We start from the raw sequence: 22,261 nt of genomic DNA on the forward strand, positions 1-22,261 counted from the left end.
CCAAAGGTGCCTAAGGTGCCGGGTTCAGCACATAACCGGCACCCACCACCGTATGAATCAGCGCTACGGGAAAATCGCGATCCACCTTCGCGCGCAGCCGATGCACGTGCATATCGATGATATTGCCGCGCGGTTCGAAATCGTAGTTCCACGCCGCCTCGAGCAGCATGCTGCGCGTCACGACCTGGCCTTCGCGGCGCGCCAGGCATTCGAGCAACAGAAACTCGCGATGCTGCAGGCGCAGATCGCGGCCGCCGCGCGTCGCGGTTCGCGCCCGGGTATCGAGCACCAGATCCGCGCATTCGATCCGCTCGCTCATCCGGCTGCGATCCGCGCGCCGCGCGAGCGCCTCGATTCTCGCCAGCACTTCGACGAAGGCATACGGCTTCACAAGATAGTCGTCGCAACCGGCGCGGATGCCCTCCACGCGCTCGTTCAGGCCGCCGACCGCGGACAGCATCAGGACCGGTGTGGTATCCCGGCCGGCGCGCAATTGCTGCACGAGAGCGAGGCCGTCGAGCGCCGGCAGGAGCCGGTCGGTCACAATCACGTCGTAAATGCCCTCGCGCGCGTAGGCAAGCCCGGTCGCGCCGTCGGCCACGGTGTCGACAATCAGACCGCTTTCCCTCAAACCGCGCGCCAGGAACTGGCTGGCGCGCGTATCGTCTTCGACCAGCAGGATTCGCATGCGCTAAAAGGTTGATAAGGGCTTACATTAAAATTTTTTAATGTTGGCGCGAAACGCCTGGGCAGTTTCGCGCGGCATACTTTGGTGCATCGTAGGTACGAGCGTAGTGTATATGGCAGGCTCGCAGTGAGCTCGCCGCCCGCTCACTTCTGGAAAAACGCATGTCGAACGTATTGGTCGTCGAAGACGACGGGCAAACCCTCGCGGAGATCGTTGAAGCGCTCACCGATCACGGCTGCAAGGTGCAGGTCGCGAGCACGGGCCGCGACGGTTTGATGCTCGCGGTCGCCAACAGTTACGACGCCATCGTGCTCGACCGCATGTTGCCAGGCGGCCTCGAAGGGCTCGGCATGCTGGCCGCGTTGCGCAGCGCCGGCGTGCTCACGCCGGTGCTGATTCTGAGCGCCCTGTCCGCGGTCGACGAGCGCGTACGCGGTTTGCGCGCCGGCGGCGACGATTATCTGACGAAGCCGTTCGAATTCATCGAACTGACCGCGCGGCTCGACGCGCTGATGCGACGGCGCGAAGCCGCGCCCGGTGTGCAGGAATACCAGGTCGGCCCGTTGCGTCTCGACCCGCTCAAGCGTGAAGTGAGCTGCGCCGGCCGTTCGGTGCCGCTCTTGCCACGCGAATACCGGTTGCTCGAATACCTGATGCAGCATGAGGGCCAGGTGGTGAGCCGCACGATGCTGTTCGAAGCGGTATGGGATTACCGGCTGGACGAGCGAACCAATGTGATCGACGTGCACATCAGCCGCCTGAGAAGGAAGTTGGACCCGGACGGGACGGCTCCGATGATCGATACCGTGCGCGGTTCGGGGTACATGCTCCATGCGCCTGACTGAACTGCACCGCACCACTGGTTTTCGCCTCGCCACGCTGTTCCTGATGCTGTTCGGCGTCATCGCGATACTTCTGTTCGGCTATCTGTATCGCGAGATCACCGGCTTCGAACAGGAGCGCATCGACGACTGGCTGATTCGCGAGCACGCACAGTTGCAACGCGAAGAGCGGGACGAACTGGTCGCGCGATTCGAACATCAAAATCAGTTCGATCCGCGCCGTCAGCGTCCGTTCGGGCTGTTCGACGCTACCGGCAAACATCTTGCCGGCGGCTACGCGGGCGATCAACCGGCTATTCCGGTCTTCGACAAACCGTTTTCCATGCGGCTCGCGAAGCTGCCCGGCCACCCGCCCGGCCGATGCATCGCCGCGCGCGTGCCGGAGAGCCGCATTGCGTTGCAATGCCAGAACACCCGCGAGCTCGACCACTTCGACGAAGAGCTGTTGCACGCACTGCTTTCCACCGCCATGATCACGCTCGTGATCGGCCTGGTCGGGGCGAGCCTGATCGGTATTTCGGCAATGCGGCGGCTCGACGCGGTGACCGCCTCGATCGAGGAAATCGTCGCCGGCAATCTTAGCAGGCGTCTGCCCATGCATTCGAAACGCGACGACGTCGATCGCCTGGTCGGCGTCGTAAATGGCATGCTCGACGAGATCGAGCGGCTGATGCACGAGGTCAAGGGCGTGTGCGACGCGATTGCGCACGATCTTCGCACGCCGCTCACACGGATGCTCGGCGGACTCGAACGTGCGCAGCGCCGCGCCAAAACTGAAGCGGAGTATCGCGCGGCAATCGATGAAACCATCGTCGAAACCAGTGGGTTGCTGCGCACCTTCAACGCGCTGCTGCGCATTTCGGAAATCGAAAGCGGCGTGCGACGCGCGGGATTCACAACGGTCGATCTGGCTGCCGTTGCCAATGATGTGTTCGAGTTCTACGATCCGACTGCCGAGGACAAGCAGATCGCTTTCGAACTGCAGCGAACGGTATCGGGGCCGCTCGACATCCAGGGTGATCCGAACCTGCTGTTCGAGGCGCTGGCGAATCTGGTGCAAAACGCCATCAAATTCGCACCGCATGGCGGCCATGTGCGGATCACCGTGTTCCGCGACAAGACCGGTGCGGGCGTCACCGTTTCGGACGACGGGCCGGGGATTGCGCCCGCCGAACAGCAAGCCGTGCTGCGCCGCTTTTATCGCGGTGAGGCGAGCCGTCACACGCCCGGCAGCGGGCTCGGCCTGAGCCTTGTGCTGGCAGTGGCCGGCATGCACGGCATGTCGATCTGTTTCAAGGACGCGATGCCCGGATGTGAAGTCCTGTTCTGTAAACCCGCTGAATAACGCCATATTTATGGTCGACGCACACGGCCTTTGTCGCCTGCTCTGACGAGCAAGCGCCGTTTCGAACGGCGCAGCGTTTGAAAGGTAAGCGCACGGGGAACGCGTCTTGAGTTGCGTTGAAATAACCGCACATTGCCATAAGGGTGCGACAATGATTCCACGTGTAAGATAACTCGCAAGCATTGCGGCTGTATGTGGAGACTGCGCGCGCTGGGCGGCATCTCCGGTCCGCCCAGCCATCCCTGCAAAGCAGTGGCCGGTCGCGCCGTTTCGAACTTCGTACCAGCAGGCATCCGCCGTGAAGCAACGGAGGAGTGATGGGAACTTCCGCTGACGTTTGGGCGCTCGCGCGCCTGTGCTGCATGTATCCTGTGCTGGCCGGCATTGCGATATGGTATTTTTCGCGGTTCGATCGCCTGGTGCGCGTCGTGCTCGGACATCACTGAGCGTTGGCCTTCGCGCGAACCAGGAATCGCACTCTTTCGAAAAGAGCATGAGCAGTGCGCGTGACTGCGGGCCGGTGAGGTGCCGCACCCGCGTTGCCCGCTTTCTCGCACCCGCGGAACCGGAGTTTTCTCACTGGACTGACGTCACTTGCTCTGGCGCGAGGCGCGCAGCCGACCGCCACAACGCCTTCCAAACCTTAGTCCCATAAGGCTCCCCCGCCGGCGGCCCGTCAGCGACCGGGCTTTGTTGCGGTAAGGTAAGCAGTGCGGTCGGCGGTAACCAATCGGCGACCCTCAACTTGCGGGCGGAAGATCTGTTCGAAGAATAGTCGTTCGTCCGCTGTGAACTGTTCCGCAAGAATGTCGCCGAGCCGCGGCGCCCAAGGGTGAGGCGAGCTGCCAAGCAGCACATCCCACGAAGCGATCGCCGCGGGGCGTACATCTATGTGGAACTCCATATGAACAGCCGTGAACCCGGCGTCCAATGCGAAGCGAACCAGATCGCGTTCACCGTAGTTTGCAATCGGACTGGCAGAAATCTTTGGCTCTTTTGAAAACGGAGTGGGTGACGGCCTTCAGCGGGTATGCGAGTTGAAGGCGGAGAAGTCGAGTTTGCCTGCGATGAGAAACAGGACCGTTCGCATGGTTTCGAAGCGAGCGTATCCGCGTGCCTTGCGCTTGGCGGCCTGAAACAGTCCGTTGATGGCTTCGATGAAGCCGTTGGTCTGGCGGGTCTGGGTCCAGGCGACGATGCCGTCAAAGTGTCGGCGAACCAATCGCACCACGTCCTTCATCGGTTCGACCTTCGAACGCATAACGTTGGTGCACCACTGCTGCAGCATGTCGGAGACGACATTGATTTGCTTGCGCTCGAGAATCTCGCGCAGTTGCTCGCGATATAGCCATGCGCGGGCGGTGCGCTTCGTGGTGTACTGACTGACGAGCGCCTCGAGGTCGGTCAATTGCGCCAGGTTGAGTTTGTTCGAGTCTTTGAGCAGCGTCCAGCGCATACCTTTGAGTTCCGGGTCGACCTTCTGTTGCTGTAGACGCACGGTATCGAGCGCCCTGGACGCGTGAGCGACGACGTGAAACTTGTCGAAGGTCAGCCGCGCATCGGGGAGATGCTCATTTACGCCCTTGATGAAGGCCGGTGACATGTCAATGCTGACCGAGTCAACTTGTTCGGGCTTGCCACCGTGTTGGACAAGATAGGCCGCGAAGCCTTCAATTGTGCTGGCATCCTTGCCGGTCGTCACGAACACGACGCGCCGCGCCTGCATGTCGGCCACCAATGTCAGATACTCATGACCGCGCCGGTACGAGGTTTCGTCAATCGCCACCGTCGTCACCTCCGACAGGTCCGCCGACGCGAGCGCCAGTTCCACATAGCGCGAGCAGATGGCGTGAAGCCGGTGCCACGACAGGTTGACGATGCGCGCCACGGCAGCAAACGGCATCTGCTGAGCGAGCATCAGCACGAGCGCCTCGAACAGCAACGTGAAGCCGCTGAGTTGGCCGACCCAATCAGGTTCCACCAACCGTACCGAGCCGTCCGGCAAGCGCACACGCGGCGCACGTACTTCCAGATAGCACTCGTGCTGAAAGAAATTCAAATGGCGCAGACGCTTGATTTGCGTGCCGTGCACGGGGTGCTCGCCGGCTACGCCAGCATAGGCAAACCGGCTGCCCGCGACGAAGTCCACGGCAATCGTGAGTTGGCGTTTGCCGGTATCAAAGTCGACGCTTTGTACGTACCACGGGGCCTTGATTCCCAGGGCGGCTTCAAACAGTTGGTTCGTCATTGTTCGATTCGTCTTGCATGGCTGGTTGCAGCATTCTGCCGCAACCAGCCATGACTGAGCTTATCGAATCAATGCGCCTCAAGGGTTCGCTGCGCCGGGCTTATGCCCGCCCTTGACCCGCCAAACCACCCACTGAGAATTCAAAAGAGGCGAAAAATCTTCATCTTCATATTGGCATCCTAATTGAATGGAAATTTTTGTCTCGATGGGCAGGCGACTGTGGCCGCCGAACGAAATGACTTCACCTCAATCAGATGCAGCCAAGGTGAACACCACGGTCACCTGACAATCGTATGCCGCAATTGTGTCCGCGTAATGAATTGAAATATTTTTGCGCGTCGATAGAAGACGCGTCGCTCACTGCCTGATAGCCGAATGGGAGGCCGGTCATGCTGGTACGCCGCTATTAGCTATTAGCTATTAGCTATTTGCAATAGCAGTAGTGCCAATGAACTATTAGTTATCGCGGTTCTGCGCGTCGAAGCATGATCCGGGTTGCAACTGGAATGCGGTGGGAAGCACCGATCGATGCACGCTCCGCGAACACACAGGGAATTCATGCGAACGGCGACGAGCACGTTCGCTCTCGTCGCGGGCCGTTAGCGCAATCAAAAACCATCAGATCGTCTCGCACCCGTCCTTATGGCAACCTTAAGAGAGCGCGAATTGGTAAAAATATGACCGCACCTATAAAACCGGGCCCGGTAACTTGTGGACCATCGATTGCCCGAGCCAGCAGGACCAGGTGCGTGGCAGTTGACACGGCTTTGCCAACTTGTCGAGGTTGAGGCGGAAAGGCGGCAGAAAAGAGCATCCGCCAGAAAGCCCAGGACGGATTTCGGGTAACTTCGGTGATTTCGCGCCACGCGACGAACCGTGCTGGGAGTTGTTTGCGAAAGAGTGAAGCGCGCAGCAGATGTCGCTTGAGCGCGAAATGTTGCCGGATCGGCCCGAAGCACGAGAGAAATTTCTGTGTGCGTTTCGGGTCGCGAAAGCCGCGCATGCGACGCTCGCGTTCGCGCGTCGGTTGGTGGCTGTTCTCTGCGCGGTTGTTCAGTCGGGCTGCAGCTTTGACGAACACGTGCTTCATGTTCGCAAGTTCCGGGATCTCGGCTTTTGCCGCCGGATAGCTGCGCAACTGATCGGTGACGATCTTGCGCGGCACGGGGTTCGAGCGCATGCCTCCATGCATGTTATGAAGCCTGACGTCGTCCGCCCGATGTCGTCACATGACGATATAAAAATGAACTTCTATTTATGTTTCAGGGCGCGCCACGCACACTTGCATCTAACTCATTGATTTAATTTATTATTATTGACGAATTGTCAGTGAGATTTAGTAATATTTGATCTTCGAAGGACGATGAACTGTCGCTAAGTTGTCAAAATTGACACTTTGGCGTCACAGTAGTTCCGTAAAACGTCTTCCGCATCGAAGGCGATGCACGAGGGACGTGGGACGTGCGACGCATGACATCGATCCGGGTAACGTCGATGGGATTCTGCGCGATAAAGAGCGTCATATCATTAGTAATCCTATCTGATTTACTAAGTCGCGCAGCTTCGTGGAGGCTGCCTGAATTTCTGCATACCTGACACCAGGTACATGTGTATCCGGGTCAGGATGTTTGCAACGATTGACGGAGAATAAACATGCCGATCAGGCATATGACAGGGTTGTTGGTGGGGCTGGTGAGCGGCGCGACAATGAGCGGCGCGTATGCGGCAGATACGGCGACGTTGCAGGGTCACGTGCTGTCGAGCGCGAACAAGCGTCCGCTCGCCGGCGCCCGGATTCAGATTCGCGAGACGGGTACGAGCACCACCACCTCGTCTGATGGCGCTTTTAGTTTTACCAGTCTTGCGGCAGGGCAATACACACTGGTCATCACGCCGACTCGCTCTGCCGCCGTCGAACGCACTGTGGTGGTGCGCGAGAACGACACGACAAGCGACGACCTCACCGTGGACGCAGCCGTTCCCTCGCTCGACCGCGTGACCGTCACGTCGCAGCGCACCGCGAACGTTGTCGCGCGGGCGACCCAGCAGAGCGCGGCGAACATGGTGAACATCCTGACTGCTGACGACATCCGCAAGATGCCCGACGTCAGTGCTGCGGAAGCCGTCGCTCGCGCGCCTGGCGTGTCGCTTGAAACGGATTCGGGTCAAGGCCGATACGTCAACATTCGAGGTCTCGATACCAACCTGAACAGCACGACCTTCGGCGGCATCCATTTGCCGCCGACCAACCCGGCTTCCGCCCAGAACGGGGGGCGTGCTGTCGCGCTCGATACGATTCCGGCCGGTATGATCGGGCAGATCGTTGTGACTGACACCAACAAGCCCGAACAGGATGCGGATGCGCTCGGCGGCACGATCGACATTTCGCCTCGCACCTTGCCTCCTTCCGGCAAGCCGTTCCTGGATGCCAAGCTCGGTTCAGGTGTCGAGACGCTGCGCGGTAGCACAATTCAGGATGTCGGGATGACGGCGGGTGCGCGCTTTGGCGCGCACGGCATTGCCGGTCTCGGGTCTGGCATCACGTCATATTCCGACGCGCCGTTCACCTTCATCGGTACCTTTGCCTACGACCAGGACCACCGCGGCGTCGACGACGAAGAAAACGCCTATGTCGATGCGACTGGCGTACCGAACAAGGCCTACGCGCAAACCGACCCGCGCTACTACAACTATCATCGCAAGCGCCTTGGCTACGGCGGCGAACTGGACTTTCAGCCTAACGCCGACAACAAGTGGTACTTCCGCTACTACAACTTCGGCTATACGGAGAACGTGAACCGGCAGGACATCCAGACCAACTTCAACGGCAATCCGGTCCAGAATGCGAACGGCACGCTCACGGATACGGCGACCTATGCGAAGGGATTGCGCGACGAGAAGGAGACGCTGCGAACGCAACTCTTTGCGCTGGGCGGTGAAAACAACATCGGCCCCGGCAAGATCGATTATCGCGCCGGCTTCACCAGTGGCACTTACGACAAACCGTACGACCTGAATTCGACGTTCAACAACGGCGCCCCGGCCACGGTGACGTATTACCCCGGCTCCGACTACGCGACGCAATCGATCGTGTCCGGTCCGAACCCGGCTGATCCCGCCGGCTACACGCTGGGCCAGATTGTCAACTCGTCGCAGTACGTCAAGACCAATGAGTGGTCGGCCAACGTCAACTACACGCTGCCGACTCACTTCACGAGTGCCGAGGACGAACAGTTCAAGTTCGGTGCCGGCCTGCGCCGCATGACCTTCGCCAGCGCGCAGAGCAACTACACGTACTCGCCGGCCGCGGGAATCCCGCTGTCGCAGGCGGTGTTCGGCGCACCGAACGTTTTCTACAACGGCATGTACAACGTCGGGCCGTCCATAAGCGATGGCGTGATGAGCGGCCTTTATGGCGCCGCCGCGGCCAACGGTAACCTCACGGCTTACCCGTTGAAGGACGCCGCCGCTTTCTCGGCTATCAACGAGAACATCTACAGCGCGTATGGCCAGTATCAGTTCGGCTGGGGCCGCCTGGGTGTGCTGGCGGGTCTGCGCGGCGAATGGACGCAGGATGCGTTCAGCGGCAATCTGATCAACGGTAGCTCCGTTACGCCAAACCAGACGTCGAACAACTACTTCAACCTGTTTCCGTCCCTGCAGTTGCGCTACGATTTCACGCCGACGCTGGTGGGTCGCGCGATCTATTCGAGCACGATCGCGCGTCCGGGCTTTGCCCCGAGCAGTGCGTCGGTCATGGCCGATCCGGGAACGGGAACTGTGACCACCGGCAACCCGAACCTGAAACCGACCACTTCACAGAACTTCGATATTCAGTTCGAGAAGTATTTGCCGCATGGCGGGATCATTTCGCTCGGCGCGTTTGACAAGTCGATGACCGACTACGTCGTGGGCCAGTCATCCACCGTCTTCAGCTCGCCTTATCTCCCGGGGTATTCGGGCCCCATCAGGCTCGTAAGCTTTGCCAATGTCTCGTCGGCACGTGTGCGCGGTGTCACCGCCAACTATGAGCAGCACTTTACGCAGTTGCCGGGGTTCCTGAGCGGCCTGGGCGCAGGCGCGAACTGGACCTGGACCAATTCGCACCTGGACATTCGCCCGGGCGACGACCACACGCTGCCATCCGGTCCGCGCAATTCGTATAACGCCAGCGTGTTCTACGAGCGTGGCCCGTTGGACATGCGCCTGTCGGCCTCCTATGTGGGCAAGAGCCTGTGGGCAGTGGGCAGTTCTGCTGCAACCGACGTCTACACGGCGTCGCGCTTCTCGCTCGACTTCGGCGGCAGTTATCAGATCAGAAAGGATGTGGGCATCTATCTCGACGTTCGCAACATCCTGAACACGCCGCTGAAGTTCTACGAGGGCTCGCCGGATCGTCCGATCCAGCGCGAGTTCTACGGCCCGACCGTGATGGTTGGTTTGACGATCAACGAATAACCCCGCAAAAACAGGATCAACATGAAACTCAAGTCTATTGTTCAGGCAGTAACGACGCTGGCTCTGTCCTCCGCACTGCTACTGGGCAGCACGGCGCATGCAGTACCGGGCGCGAATCACGGTGAGTTCGAAGTCGTGAAGCATTACGCGTTGGGCGGCACAGAGGGCTGGGACTACGTCGGGTATGACGCGGTTCGTCAACACCTGTTCATCAGCCGGGCCAATCATGTCCAGGTTGTCGATACCGGATCCGGCAAGGTGGTCGGCGAGATCGCCAACACGGACGGCGTGCATGGCTTCGCGTTTGTTCAGGATCGGAAGCTCGGCTTCATCACCAACGGCCGTGCCGACACGATCACGGTGGTCGATCTAGACACGCTGCGCACCGTCGAAACGATGAAGGCGGGAGGCCCGGACCCGGACGGCATCATGTATGCGCCCCAACTGAAGCGCCTCTATGTCAGCAATGGCCATGACCAGAGCGTCAGCGCGATCGATCCGGTTACGCGCAAGGTTGTCGCGACGATGCCGGTCGGCGGCAAGCCTGAATCGCTCGCGGCTGACAGCGACGGTCGCATCTTCGTCAACGTCGAAGACAAGGGAGAGATCGTCGCGATGGACGGCAAATCGAACAAGGTGCTCGCTCACTGGTCGATCGCGCCTTGCGAAGGGCCGTCGGGACTCGCGATCGATACGAAGTCGGAACGGCTCTTCACCGTCTGCGCGAACAACCGGATGATGGTGATCGATGCGCGCTCCGGCCGCCAGGTTGCCCAACTGCCGATCGGCGGCCACCCGGACGCCGCAGCGTTCGATCCAGTGCTCAAGACCGCGTTTAGCTCGAACGGCGCAGACGGAACGCTGACCGTGGTGCACGAAGACGACGCGGACCACTACACCGTGCTGCAGAACGTGCCGACGGAAGTGGGCGCGAAGTCGATGGTTCTCGACGGCGATGCTCATCGCGTCTACCTGGTCTCGTCGAAGTTCGGCTCGACTCCCGCCGCGACCGACAATCCGCATCCGCATCCGCATCCGGGCATTGTGCCCGGCACGTTCAACGTCCTGGTCGCGCAGCGCATGCCGCAAAGCAGCCGGTAACGTATCGCCGTCACCTCAACCGCCGCCGGCGGCATCGCGACCGCGATACGCCGGCCGGCGGCAGATTCAAGACACCACATTGAAGGTAGCATCATGCTTCGCATCATTATCGACTCATCGGTTCAGTCATTCGGCTTGTTGCCCTTGATGGCAGTAATCTTTGTGGTCGCGCTCGCGATCATCATCGAACGCGCGATTTTCTTCGGAACGTCCGTGCGCAGCGGCGTCAGCCTCGAATACGACCTCAAGCAGGTAGGCCGCGCCAGGGCCGACGATGTGAAGAAACTCGTTCAACATTACCAGGGATCGGTGCAAAGCGAACTGATGAGGTCCGCGATCGAATCGCAGGGTCAACCTGTGGAAGACTTCGAGCGCGAAGTCGAAGAAAGCATCATGTTCCAGATGAGAAAGCTCGACCGCAACCTGTGGGTGCTGGATACCGCAGTGACCCTCGGGCCGTTGCTCGGCCTGCTGGGCACCATTATCGGCATGATTGGCTCGTTCAATATTCTGGGCTCGTCGGGAACTAGCGATCCGATGGCCGTCTCCGGCGGCATTGCGCACGCGCTGATCGCCACCGCTTGCGGCCTGACGATCGCTCTCGTCGGCGTCGTGGCGCTCAACTATCTGAACAAGCGCGTGCGAATGGTTCTTCTGCAGATGGACATCATCAAGTCGATGCTCGTCACGCGGCTTGCCGCTTGAGTCGCGGCCACTTCACATACGGAGAACACCGTGAGAAACCATCGGGCTCACTACTTTGGCAATGAAGAGAAACCACGGATCGAGATCATTCCGATGATCGACATCATGATGTTTCTGCTCGTTTTCTTCATGCTTGTCATGCTCAAGATGATTCAGGGCACTGGACTCAAGCTGGAATTGCCGCAATCGTCCACCGCGACGCAACTCAACACGGTTGACGTGACGGTCGGGGTGGAGAAGGACGGAGAACTGCACCTCGACCGGAACGGCATTTCTGCGCCGCAACTCACTGCACGCCTGAAGGACATGGAGGCCACGAAGCAGGTCAATGTAACGATTGCGGGCGACAAGGGAGTCGAGTACGAGACGATCATCAAAACCATGGATCTGGTGCGCTCTGCGGGGATCAGTTCGGTCGCGCTCGCGACCGATGCGCAATAGTCTGTGGAGGCGCGCGTAATGAACATGAGTATCTCGAGTAAACCCCGTCGAGCACTGTGGCCGACCATGGCGTCACAGCCAGGGTCCGGCAATGCAATGACCATCGCGATTCTCGCTGCGCTTGCGATCGAGGGCATGCTGATAGTGGGCGTGATGTCGGTGCGTGTGCCCACTCCGAAGCCGGTACACGCGCCGCCCGTCATGCAGATGCGGCTTGTCAAAGCCGTTGCGCCACCGCCGCCACCGCCGGTCATCAAGAAGGTGGTGAAACAGCAATCGGATCTCCCGGTGCCGAAGCCAGTGGCACGACCGGCCGCCCCAGCTCAACGGCGCGCTGCCGCGCCGACAGCCGCACCGGTACCGGTTGCTCCCACGCCCGTCCCGACACAGGATGCGCCTTCTACGGCGCATGCTGCGCCAGCCGCTCCGGGTCCTTCAACCGCGGCATCCGGCAACACGAGCGCTGCCGCTGCGGCACCCGCCGACATTGCAATCGTGTGTCCGGTGCAGGCGAAGCCCGACATGCCGCCGCGGGCGTTAGCGGAGGGCATCTCCGGCGAAGTCACGGCGCGTGCGACGATCGAAGGCGGCAAGGTCGCCCGCGTCGATATCGTGAAGTCGACGCCTCCGGGGGTTTTTGACGGATCGGTACGGCGTGCGATGGCTCAGTACCAATGCAAGGTCGACGGCGGCGGTCAGGTCGTGGTCGAGCAGTCGTTTGATTTCACGCAGACCGACTAGACTGCTTGAGGGAATCTGTATGAAGGCGAGTGCGCGACTCGCCTGACACGCGCCGGCGCAGTTGAACTGCGCCGGCGTGTCATGTCTCGACTCAGCGGACGCTGAGCACCTGGAGTCCGGCCTCCGCTGCCTGCGGACCCTTCGTGTGAACGACGTAGAACCTCTTTAACGACGGAACATAGATCGAGGTCTTGCCACCGAGCGTGTTGATGTGTTGCTCGATCGTGTAGTGGTTCGGATCGACCTGTTTGACGACATCGAGTCCTTCTGCGCCGGTAACGTAGAGGCGCTGGTGCTGCGAGTCGAAAGTCATGTCGTCCGAAACGTCGACGATGTCGAGAGACTGGATCACAGAGCCGTTGTTCGCGTCCAGCACGAACAGCTTGCCGGGGTCGCGCGAACCGACGAACAGGCGCCCGGTCTTCGGATCGAACGCCATAGCCGAATTTCGGCTTGGGCCGGGAACGTGCCAGAGACTCGTCAACTTGCGGGTGTTCAGATCGATAACGCCGATTTCGTTTCTGTCGCGCATGTTCACGAAGAGGCGCTGCGTAGCATGGTCGATGACCATGGCCTTCAATTGTCCCGCAGGAACATCGATTCTCCCCAGTACGGAATCGTCGGCAAGTGAAATCAGGCTGATGTACGCGTTGTCACGATGTGATTGCGCGCCGCCGTTACCCAAAAAAAAGATCCCGCTCTTGCGATCCGCTACGCCGGAATCCGGTTGCGGATCGAGTGGAATCACATTCTTGACTTCAAAGCTGTTCGTATCGACGACCTTGACGTTCGAGTCGCCCGCATCCGCTATGAACAATTCCTGACCGTTGTGTGCCAACAGTATCTTGTGCGGAGACTTCGCAACGTTCGTGACGCTCGCAAGATGTTCGCCATTGGGCAACTGGAATACCTCAATCGAGCCGTACTTCTCGGCTGACACGTACAGACGGGAGTGAGCCAGGTCGACTGCGAAATGGTCGAAATCGCCACCGGTGACGTGTGGTAGCGGCGTGGTTGAAAGAACCCTCAGCGGGTCTGTTGATGATTCTGCGGCAAAGGCTGTCGATGCAACGCAAGGCAAGCAAGGGCAAGTAGCCGTGTAGTCGTCTGCATGAGTTTCGTTAGGGTGGTTAGGGAGCAGAATCCAAATGTTCATCCTAGCGTCCAACTCGCGACCATATTGTGACGAACGGGTTACCGTTTTGAAATTGACGAGGCACTGATGTCGTGAATGGCCCGGTCATAAACGGTCCACTGGATCACCGCAACGTTGCGGCGCCGGCGCTCGTGATGGCGGGCAAGCAACTCGCACAGATGGGTACGGGCACGGGCGTGCAGGCATGCTTCAGTTGCCTTGCCGCCGGCGGCAAGGGAAATGGCGCGCGCTTGCCGAGCATACCGGGTGAGCCAGGCGCTTTTGCCGTGGCGCGCTTGCATGAATTTCAGGTACGCACACGCCCGAATGTCGAGGCTTCCTGTAAGTATTAGATCAACTGCCTGGGACTCTCGTTTGCAGCCTCCAGGTATTCGCAAACCACCTCCGATCTGGGTTCGAAGGCGCAATACCCCCGCCGAAGGCGTAGGCAGCGAACCGCAATACTGACTCGCTGGCAACGATTGGGGTCGTCAGGTTACTGTAAATGTGCCGGTTTCATTGCGTTCACCCTCGAGACTATAGCCAGTCATCAATTGCCGTATGGCATCGCCGACAACAAGGCAAGGAACGGGGGCAAAGTCCGGCCAAGACTCAGCCGCTCGAAGTAGATTCTCGACGGTTCGTTGGCCCTCAAACAGGAGCCACTCGGGGGGATGCCACTCAACGGTCGCTCGATGTGCAGCGCCAGAGTCACGCACTCGACCGACCCGTTAGGTTGACTGACGGACGCTCTCACTGGCGCATCCTTTTCAGCGGCCAATCAATCGGCATGCCCCGTTGCGTCATCGATCGCCCGTCAACTTGACAGAGCCGGCGCGGCGGCAGGCACTGAACGGAACGACGCGCGTTGCAACGGAGCGCGGCTCCGTCGCGACGGCACCGCCTTCGCTCTCGCTACGCGCCGAACGTAAGCGCATGCGTGAGATCGCCCATCGGCATCTGTCCGCGTGCGCGCATCGCGTCGTCGCGCAGCTTCAGACCGTCGAGTGTCTCGAGCCCGAACACACGTGTGACGAGGCGCAGGATCGAGCCCGTGTCGTAGACCGTGTGGTCGACATAGCCCTTCTTCGCGAACGGCGAGACGACGAGTGCCGGCACGCGCGTGCCCGGGCCCCACCGGTCACCCTTCGGCGGCGCGACGTGATCCCACCAGCCGCCGTTCTCATCGACGGTCACGATCACGACCATGTTCTTCCACTGCGGGCTGGCGCGCAGCGCCTTGACCGCATGCACGACGTGGCGGTCGCCCGAGGCCACGTCGGCATAACCCGCATGCATGTTCAGGTTGCCCTGTGGCTTGTAGAACGTGACGGCAGGCAGACGCCCCGTGCGCGCGTCGGCGAGGAAACGGTTTGTGCTCTCGTCGTCGCCGAGGCCGCCGTCGCGCAGACGCTTCGTGCGGGCCCCGGTGCCCGGTCCGAGATTGTGGAAGTAGTTGAATGGCTGATGGTGATACTGGAAGTTCGGGATCACAGGCGTGCGGTTCGTAAGGTTCGCGCCGTAACGATCGAGCGTCTCCTGGAAGGCACCCGCATACCACGCCCATTCGACACCGCGCGCGTCGAGCTTGTCGCCGATGTGCTCGTGGGTCTGCGGCGGCACGGCCATCGCGTTCGCATCCAGCCGGAAATCGACGACGCCGTCCGGCCCGGGCGTAAGCGGCGTCGGCGCGTACGGGGGCATCATCGTGTTGACAGCGTAGCTCAGCGTCGAGCCGTTGGCGAGCGTCTCCTGCGGCGTGAGCGCGCTCGGACCGAACTTCGGGATGCCGTTCATCGCGCTCGCGGGCGAACCCGACAGCGGCTTCAGGTTCGGGTCGTCTGGGCGTCCGCTCATGGTCTCTGCAATCTGGAACTTCGCGATGCTCTCGCGCGGATTCGCATAACGCGGCGGCGTGGCCGCGGCGAGATAATGGTGATTGAGAAACGACCCGCCGAAGGCGCCCTGGAAGAAGTTGTCGCACAACACGTATTCGCTTGCAAGATCCCACATGCGCAGGTCGTAGCTCGTGTTTGCGTAGTGACCCATCGTGAAGCCAGCGGAATCGGCCCAGGCGACGAACATGTCGTTCCGGCCGCCGTTGATTTGCATCTGGTTCTGATAGAAGACATGCCACAGGTCGTGCGTGACGAGCGAGAGCGGCAGATTTTCCCCGCCCGGCCCCTTGAGCGCGAACGGCGCGTTCGGCAGGTTCGTCTGGTACTGCTGCCCGGCAGAGTAGGTGACGCCGTCGGCGACCTGATCCTTGAGCAGCCAGCCGCCCGGCACGGGCGGCAGAGACGGCAACACGGTGCTGCCGTCACGGTCGCGCTGCAGGAAGTCGGCGGGCTTCAGCGACGAGAGCGGCTTCTCGACGCCGGGGAAGTCGCCGAACAGGTTGTTGAAGCTGCGGTTTTCGGCATAGATCACGACGATCGTCTTCACGTTCTCGCGCAGTGCGGCATCGAGTTCGGCGCCGGCGAGGCCGCGCGCGGTGCGGCTCTCGGGCGCCGCGCAGCCGGCGAGGCCACCGCCAACGGCGACTGCCGCAAGGCCGCCGAGAAACGTGCGCCGGCCGGGATTGGCGGCGGGCGGCGTTTTCTCCGCTTCCGTCGATTGCGAGGATCCAACGGACGGGTCTTCCTTTTTTGTCATGAGATTTCCATTTTGCATAATTGAGCTCAAGGCGAGGCGCGCATCGGGAAAAAACGCGTGCCTGGCTCGGCCGACTGGCAGCATGGGCGGATACGGATCGCCGACGCCGTGGCCGTCCGCGCCATGTGCCGCCTCGGATGGTAGCGTGTAAGCGGGGCGGTTGAGTTACGGATCGATGACAGCACATCCGCGCATCGACCTCAGCACGAAAACGCGCAAGGCGCATGATTGTGCAAGTCACGGTGATTAGGACCGGTCGCCTCCACAGTTGCCGACCGAGTCGTGCGAATTCATGCCTTTGGTCCAGCCGGCGCTGTGAGAGGACACGCGCTTGCTCAGAAAACGGACGGATCTTGGGTGGCCTCAGTGAAACGATGCCAGGCGGCAAAGCGTGCGGCGAGCTGTTTGCGATAGGGTGAGGCGCGTAGCAGATGTCGCTTGAGCGCGAAGTGCTGCCGGATCGGACCGAAGCTCGATAAGAAAGCCTGCGTGCGTTCAAGATCGCGGAAGCCACGCATGCGTCGCTCGCGTTCGCGCGTTGGCTGAGGGCTGTTTTCCGCCCGGTTATTGACCCGCGCGCTAGCTTTGACGAAGACGTGCTTGAGGTGAGCCAGTTCGGGAATCTCGGCTTTCGCCGCCGGATAGCTGCGCAGCTGGTCGGTCACGATTTTGCGCGGTGCCTCAGTACACGAGGCAAGCACGCGCTTGAAAAACCGCTTTGCTGCAGCCTTGTCGCGGCGCTTCTGTAGCAAGATATCGGGTTCGGCACCGGGTTGGTCGACGGCGCGCCACAACAAAGCTTTGCGTAGGTGTTCTTTTCCATCGGTTACTTGAGTCAGCGCTAGTTCAATGTTGCATCGCCCGGGACGTTTCTTTGAAAGCGGCGGCCGCGGCCGGGAGGAAGACAGTCAGGGACTCGACGGTTCCAGTCACTGCCGTTACCTCCAACGGTCCCACGCGCTTTGCTCTCATAGCAGATTTTTGAACAGCTGCCCGCGCAAGGTCGACGCTATCTGCTCCAGGATGTCAGGCAGCAAAACTTGCGCATCTAGTGGTCCTACGACGGAGTACTCTGAGCCCGCATCGCCATCGTTGACAACGACCGCAGCACACCGGGCACCGGTTGTCTGCCGAACGTCATCACATGGCGCATCGAACTGGCCTACTTCCCTGCCGCCTTTCACAACTTTCGCGCCCGCCCTTTCCGTCATCTCAGCCTCTCAGATTGGTGAGTATCTTAGGAGCATTCTATGCCGGCAGGCTTGTGTCCCAAATCAAGTTAACGAAGGCTTCAGTCTTTCTGTAGACGGATGGATGGTAAGCGCCCGGCAATGGCACCCAGGGGAGTGCCTACCAGCGCTCAGGCGGTGATCGGCGCCCAGCGATGAGGCAGTAGCTGAGCGATGTCGTCGGCGCGATGCGTTGGCAAGCGATTCAGTATGTCTTTGAGGTAGACGTATGGATCATGGCCGTTGAGCTGCGCTGATCGAATCAGGCTCATGATCGCGGCTGCACGTTGCCCCGCACGCAAAGAGCCCGCGAAGAGCCAGTTCGCCCTTCCCAGGGCCCATGGACGAATCTGATTTTCCAGCCAGTTGTTGTCGATGGGCACATGCCCATGGACAAGGTAGCGTGTAAGCGCGTCGCCTCACGTTTTTGCCGAATAGGGAAAGCCCTACTAAATACTTTCGAGCATGAACCTACCCTTCCCCAAGGGCAAGGGCGGCGCCCCGAATGTTCCCGTTAACGGCTCAACTAAAACAGAACACTTGTCTCTGGGCCGCACGCTGCCGTCACGCGCCGGCCATCGTTGGTCTGCGTTGTCAGTCGCTTTCGATTCTGAACAAGGAGATGAACATGACCTGCAAGCGCCTAACTGTTTCATCAGCGGTCGCCTTCGCCCTGCTCGCCCTTACCGGCACAGCCCGCGCCGAGGGCGAATGTTCCGCCGCAACACTCAGGGGTCCCTACGCATTCAGCGCTCACGGCGAGCTGCTGGGAATACTCGATACCAGCGCGAGCCCTCCCGTGCTCCAGGCGCTTACCACGCCCATCATCATTGACGGCGTGGCCATTCAGAACTTTGACGGCTCTGGCAGTTTTACACGGACCGATTTTCTCAATACCAACGGCTCCCCCAGAGCCGGACAGACGACATTCAATCCGAATCAGCACGGCACATATACGGTCAACGCCGATTGCACAGGTACGATGCACATCGTGTATGACAGCGGGACGGTGCTCGACGTCCAAATGGCGGTTGCGGAGAACGGGAAGGTTGTCAAAGGCATCATAAGCCAGGAGACAGTCCCTTCTTTCGCGTCGTGTACGACAGGTTGTGCGCTGGGTGTCCAGGTAAGCCTTGACGGTAAGAAGACTCGTGACAACAACCGCGACCACTAAAGCCATAGTAGACCGCGAGCTACCCGGTGAAGGGGGAAGACTCGACCCGCTTCCCTCTTGATGTTGGGCGTCACTGTCGACTGCGTTGGCCCGACGATGTTAATGCACTCTTCGGTCCTGTAGAAAACCAATTCGGCGCTCCGGACCTTGTTGTCTACAACGCTAGTGGCCGTTATCGCGCGGCGGTCGAAGTTCAGGTTTCGTCGGGGGTTTCATAACTCCGTTGGTGCAAGTCGTGCGGTAGAAAGGCAGTTTGACAGACGAGGCTGTATGGTTACGAGACTGCTTGCAGTCCGTGCACTGGCTCTGACCCTCGCAGGCGCGGTGCACGGGCAGGGAGCTGCTAGCGGCTCAGGAATGGGTCGCCAAAGCGGAAATGCTGGGTCGAAGAGCGGTGTGCACATTTCGACGCCGGCTTCAACTCCCACGACCGGCTCCCCCTCCGCAACGCCAGGGGGCGGGCGCCACCGACCAGACCGGCGGCGCTGGCACGTCGACGCGTCCTGATGCGTCGCCCGGGACGCCTGATAACCCGAGTGGCTTGAAAAAGCCCGATTGATATCGCTCTATCAGCTCAACGCGGCATCGGCGCTCAGTGCCCCGCCAGTGGACCGCTCCCTGGCACGTCAGGAGCCTCGACAAACTCATCGGAGTCGTTCATGCGGTCAGCAGGCGTGGGACTGTCATGGGCACGGAGTTGCAGTCGGGCCCGTTGCCAGAATTCATCCGCGCGACCATCGGGACACCCTGCCTTCTCCCACAAACGGTAGGCAAGCGAACGGAGTTCCTCTTCCGCAATTTGCGTATCCATGTCCAGCCTCGCAAAAGTATTTACAGAGAAAGCAGCACACTCGCAAGTGGCATACAAAAACACCCCTGGCCCGGCAACTCGGATATTGTTTTGGTGAAGTCCAAGACCTCGTCATTATCCGCCTGGCTAGACAATGAACAGCCATCTGGTGAAAGTCGAGCGCACCGGAAGCAGGGTTACTTTGGTTGGAGCGGAACAATTTCACGGTAACCAGCTGAGCTACGACGAGCGATACGCCGGGTCGCATCCGCCGCGCCTTCTGCCCCCAAAACGTCAAGGTCAATGTCACGATACCCAAGCTCATTGGGAGCGTCGAGTGTTCGGCAACACCAGCGGGCATCGGGGCCGCGTGGAAAGTTTTCGTGATGACTTCTGTGACTTACTCCTGCCTATCCCTTGCGAGGTGAAACGCCTCTCGGGCAATCTCTTCGACGCGACTAACCCTGTCTGGCAGCTACCCATATCGGTCGCGCTTGCTTGCAGGCAGCCGTCCGCCATTCTCAGATGTGGCTCGAATAAGCCCGACACGCCGATTGGGGAATATCAAACTCGGCGTCTGTTCGTCATCGGTCTGGACAGACTGAACACGTTGTTCAGGTCGGTTAAGACGACCGAAGCGGTCCATATTCACATGCCTTCGATTTTCGTTTGCAAAAAAGATAGGGCAATGGGACTCGGCCTCGCCAATACCGACGGCCCGCTGCCCGAAAACATAGAGGCCTTCCTGGCGGAAACCGCAACTGGTATGTCTGAGGAAGTCATCACCGCCTGTAACCAAATGGACCCCATGAGAATGTTAGCCGCTCCAGAAGCGGTATCGCGCAATGCGCCTCCAACGCTAAACCCGCATCACGCCTTTCAATGGTCGTGGCGCTCGTCGCCGTCTCCGTGGTCACGGTGCCAGTCACCTCGCGGGCCGCCGCCGTGGTCATGGCCCCAGTCACCGCGATGCCCATCGTAATGGTCCCGAGCATCGTGCCACTCGCGTTCATCGTGATGGTGCTCGTCCCATTCGCGGCGCTGCCAATAGCGATGTCCGTCGTAGTACCTTTCGCCATACCAGCCTGGACTGATGACAACAGCGGCAGGAGGTTCGACGTACACCGGTGGCGGCGGTGCATAGACCGGCTCGGGCGCATACACGACACCGGGAATGCCAATATTGACGCCAACGTCGACGTGCGCGAGTGCGACGGAGGATGCGCCTATGCCAATGCCGGCGACGAGTGTTACTGCCAGCCAGCGATGAAGTTCAATTTTCATATTTCCTGTTGCAATAATTGCCTTGGCACAGTCCTGACGAAGAAACAGCTCAGGCGCCTTGCATAGCGGCCGTCGCACTACGGTGCTCGCCCACTGCCAGTATCCTGATGCTCTCGCTCTGCGCGCTTCGACGAGAAATTGCAATCACCGTCAACGCATCGACTGTGTTCGCAAGAAGCGCAGCTCTTTACCGTCCGGGCACACTATAGCGAGGCGCGCCGTTACGAATGTCATATTTTGTAACGAAAGGCGCCACGCGAAATCCTGCACGTAGATACCGAACTCCTCATTCGGTCGACCGATTGCCTTGCTCCCACGTGATTTATCTCGGAACAACGGCGCGTAGTGTCACCGACACCTTCTCCCTCAAGGGCAATATCGGGCAAGCTGAATGGCTCTTCGACTGCTTCCATCTGTGGCGGCAGTGGCTCGATGGGATAACGTTAAATGAAGAAGCGTTGGCCTGGATTGCCGCGGCCGTCAAGGATTCGCGTCGAGCACACGGCATAGACCTCTGGAACAATGCCCGGTTGCGAACCGCGCTGCAGCAGCGCTTTGGCATCGAATACTCACGGGGTTATGTCTGGGAGATTGCTACCCGTGCGGGCGTTGCAAATATCCTCAGCAGGCGAAGGAACTGAAGCACCCGCGCGGGCCAGTTACGCCATGCCTTCACGCTTCCGAAGAAGCGCTTGTGGTTACCGATTAAATCCTGCCCGAGAATTGACCCGTGCTTTCATCGATGCGGGTGCGAACCGGCAAATTACTGCAGAATGGGCGCGAGTTCGTCGCTGCCCACTGCGCGAAAAGCCTCGCGCCCCGGTGTACTGGCTGAAAGCTCCAGGAATTTTGGCGACGGTCCTTCGGCTGCAAGTAATGATGAAAGGAGCACCATTGTCGCAGCTGATTCCGGCCAACGCGGACCTGCTATAGAGGCTACTGGTGTACCGAAAAAAGTGCATTGCCTGACTCGGCGTTGACGACCTTGGTGCAAACTACCGATAGCATTCCAGTGTCGTTCGATGAGGCGGACTGTCCCCGCGAATCAGTTTTGCGACGGCTGTCGCATTTAGAGAAAGTTGGTTTGAGATGAGGTCGACCCGGCTGTGCAACCCACGTGCCCGATGGTCACCCCCGGAGTTAGGCAACGCATCTTCCGAGCGTGTGGGCGTCGCCCAGATTGAAGATAGCGCCACTTCCGTTTCAGAGGGCGCACTCACGGGCACGTATTTGAACTGCGAAATGCCCGCTGCAATGAACTCGACCTGCTTTGCAAGCTAACCGGCTGCAGCCGTCCCTAGCGAATCATTTCTTGTACGGCGTTTCTGGAAGCCGTTATAAGCAACGCTTCAAGGTTCGAACGAGACGGTCGGCTCGCAGGAAGTACCCGGCGGCTATTCCTGCCAACACAGGGCACATGCCACA

At 60.1% G+C, this 22,261-nt stretch carries 17 protein-coding genes and 3 pseudogenes; 10 read left to right on the plus strand and 10 right to left on the minus strand.

What is annotated here, in order from left to right:
* Positions 1–10: 10 nt before the first annotated feature.
* Positions 11–688, minus strand: a complete 678-nt coding sequence (locus P0D84_RS40820; RefSeq protein ID WP_408347874.1) for a response regulator transcription factor — start codon at positions 686–688, stop codon at positions 11–13.
* A 161-nt stretch (positions 689–849) separates the two neighbouring features.
* On the opposite strand from P0D84_RS40820, the gene P0D84_RS40825 reads away from it, so the two are divergent.
* The 3 genes from P0D84_RS40825 to P0D84_RS40835 all read left to right on the plus strand — a co-directional run bounded on the left by P0D84_RS40825 (position 850) and on the right by P0D84_RS40835 (position 3,321).
* A complete protein-coding gene (locus P0D84_RS40825; RefSeq protein ID WP_408347877.1) occupies positions 850–1,533 on the plus strand; it encodes a response regulator transcription factor in 684 nt (227 codons plus the stop codon).
* Complete coding sequence (locus P0D84_RS40830; RefSeq protein ID WP_408347880.1) at positions 1,520–2,875, plus strand: sensor histidine kinase; 1,356 nt, start codon at positions 1,520–1,522, stop codon at positions 2,873–2,875. The genes P0D84_RS40825 and P0D84_RS40830 overlap by 14 nt, the downstream gene beginning before the upstream one ends.
* A gap of 317 nt (positions 2,876–3,192) precedes the next feature.
* Positions 3,193–3,321, plus strand: a complete 129-nt coding sequence (locus P0D84_RS40835; RefSeq protein WP_408347883.1) for a hypothetical protein — start codon at positions 3,193–3,195, stop codon at positions 3,319–3,321.
* A gap of 575 nt (positions 3,322–3,896) precedes the next feature.
* Here the strand turns inward: P0D84_RS40835 and P0D84_RS40840 are convergent.
* Both P0D84_RS40840 and P0D84_RS40845 read right to left on the minus strand, forming a co-directional pair.
* The gene (locus tag P0D84_RS40840; RefSeq protein ID WP_408347885.1) at positions 3,897–5,123 is read right to left on the minus strand and encodes an ISL3 family transposase; all 1,227 of its coding nucleotides are present in this window, start codon (positions 5,121–5,123) and stop codon (positions 3,897–3,899) included.
* An 823-nt stretch (positions 5,124–5,946) separates the two neighbouring features.
* Positions 5,947–6,303 (minus strand): annotated as a pseudogene (locus P0D84_RS40845) (DDE-type integrase/transposase/recombinase); the annotation flags it as partial.
* Between the two features lie 473 nt (positions 6,304–6,776).
* On the opposite strand from P0D84_RS40845, the gene P0D84_RS40850 reads away from it, so the two are divergent.
* The 5 genes from P0D84_RS40850 to P0D84_RS40870 all read left to right on the plus strand — a co-directional run bounded on the left by P0D84_RS40850 (position 6,777) and on the right by P0D84_RS40870 (position 12,569).
* On the plus strand, positions 6,777–9,581 hold the full coding sequence (locus P0D84_RS40850) for a TonB-dependent receptor (protein WP_408347888.1): 2,805 nt from the start codon (positions 6,777–6,779) through the stop codon (positions 9,579–9,581).
* 21 nt (positions 9,582–9,602) lie between these two features.
* Positions 9,603–10,682, plus strand: coding sequence for a YncE family protein (locus P0D84_RS40855; RefSeq protein WP_408347891.1), 1,080 nt, complete (start codon positions 9,603–9,605; stop codon positions 10,680–10,682).
* Positions 10,683–10,775: 93 nt separating this feature from the next.
* On the plus strand, positions 10,776–11,387 hold the full coding sequence (locus tag P0D84_RS40860; protein WP_408347894.1) for a MotA/TolQ/ExbB proton channel family protein: 612 nt from the start codon (positions 10,776–10,778) through the stop codon (positions 11,385–11,387).
* A 30-nt stretch (positions 11,388–11,417) separates the two neighbouring features.
* Positions 11,418–11,828, plus strand: a complete 411-nt coding sequence (locus tag P0D84_RS40865) for an ExbD/TolR family protein (protein ID WP_408347897.1) — start codon at positions 11,418–11,420, stop codon at positions 11,826–11,828.
* 96 nt (positions 11,829–11,924) lie between these two features.
* Entirely contained in the window at positions 11,925–12,569 is a 645-nt protein-coding gene (locus P0D84_RS40870; protein ID WP_408347900.1) for an energy transducer TonB, read from the plus strand.
* Between the two features lie 91 nt (positions 12,570–12,660).
* Here P0D84_RS40870 and P0D84_RS40875 read toward each other — a convergent pair whose 3' ends face one another.
* The 5 genes and pseudogenes from P0D84_RS40875 to P0D84_RS40895 all read right to left on the minus strand — a co-directional run.
* Positions 12,661–13,509, minus strand: coding sequence for a hypothetical protein (locus P0D84_RS40875; RefSeq protein ID WP_408347903.1), 849 nt, complete (start codon positions 13,507–13,509; stop codon positions 12,661–12,663).
* Between the two features lie 254 nt (positions 13,510–13,763).
* Entirely contained in the window at positions 13,764–14,006 is a 243-nt protein-coding gene (locus P0D84_RS40880; protein WP_408347906.1) for a hypothetical protein, read from the minus strand.
* A 613-nt stretch (positions 14,007–14,619) separates the two neighbouring features.
* Positions 14,620–16,359 (minus strand): acid phosphatase, encoded by a 1,740-nt coding sequence (gene acpA, locus P0D84_RS40885; RefSeq protein ID WP_408347909.1) that lies wholly within the window; start codon positions 16,357–16,359, stop codon positions 14,620–14,622.
* Positions 16,360–16,694: 335 nt separating this feature from the next.
* Positions 16,695–17,156, minus strand: a pseudogene (locus P0D84_RS40890) (DDE-type integrase/transposase/recombinase); the annotation flags it as partial.
* Positions 17,157–17,719: 563 nt separating this feature from the next.
* Positions 17,720–18,001, minus strand: a pseudogene (locus P0D84_RS40895) (transposase domain-containing protein); the annotation flags it as partial.
* A gap of 215 nt (positions 18,002–18,216) precedes the next feature.
* Here P0D84_RS40895 and P0D84_RS40900 point away from each other — a divergent pair.
* The gene (locus P0D84_RS40900; protein ID WP_408347912.1) at positions 18,217–18,762 is read left to right on the plus strand and encodes a hypothetical protein; all 546 of its coding nucleotides are present in this window, start codon (positions 18,217–18,219) and stop codon (positions 18,760–18,762) included.
* Between the two features lie 592 nt (positions 18,763–19,354).
* Here P0D84_RS40900 and P0D84_RS40905 read toward each other — a convergent pair.
* Both P0D84_RS40905 and P0D84_RS40910 read right to left on the minus strand, forming a co-directional pair.
* Positions 19,355–19,573 (minus strand): DUF2934 domain-containing protein, encoded by a 219-nt coding sequence (locus tag P0D84_RS40905; RefSeq protein ID WP_408347915.1) that lies wholly within the window; start codon positions 19,571–19,573, stop codon positions 19,355–19,357.
* Between the two features lie 858 nt (positions 19,574–20,431).
* On the minus strand, positions 20,432–20,836 hold the full coding sequence (locus tag P0D84_RS40910) for a hypothetical protein (RefSeq protein ID WP_408347918.1): 405 nt from the start codon (positions 20,834–20,836) through the stop codon (positions 20,432–20,434).
* 317 nt (positions 20,837–21,153) lie between these two features.
* Here P0D84_RS40910 and P0D84_RS40915 point away from each other — a divergent pair, with 317 nt between their 5' ends.
* On the plus strand, positions 21,154–21,477 hold the full coding sequence (locus tag P0D84_RS40915) for a helix-turn-helix domain-containing protein (protein WP_408347921.1): 324 nt from the start codon (positions 21,154–21,156) through the stop codon (positions 21,475–21,477).
* The last annotated feature ends 784 nt before the right edge of the window (positions 21,478–22,261 follow it).

The organism is Paraburkholderia sp. RL17-337-BIB-A, assembly GCF_046025895.1.
Taxonomy (GTDB): domain Bacteria; phylum Pseudomonadota; class Gammaproteobacteria; order Burkholderiales; family Burkholderiaceae; genus Paraburkholderia; species Paraburkholderia fungorum_C.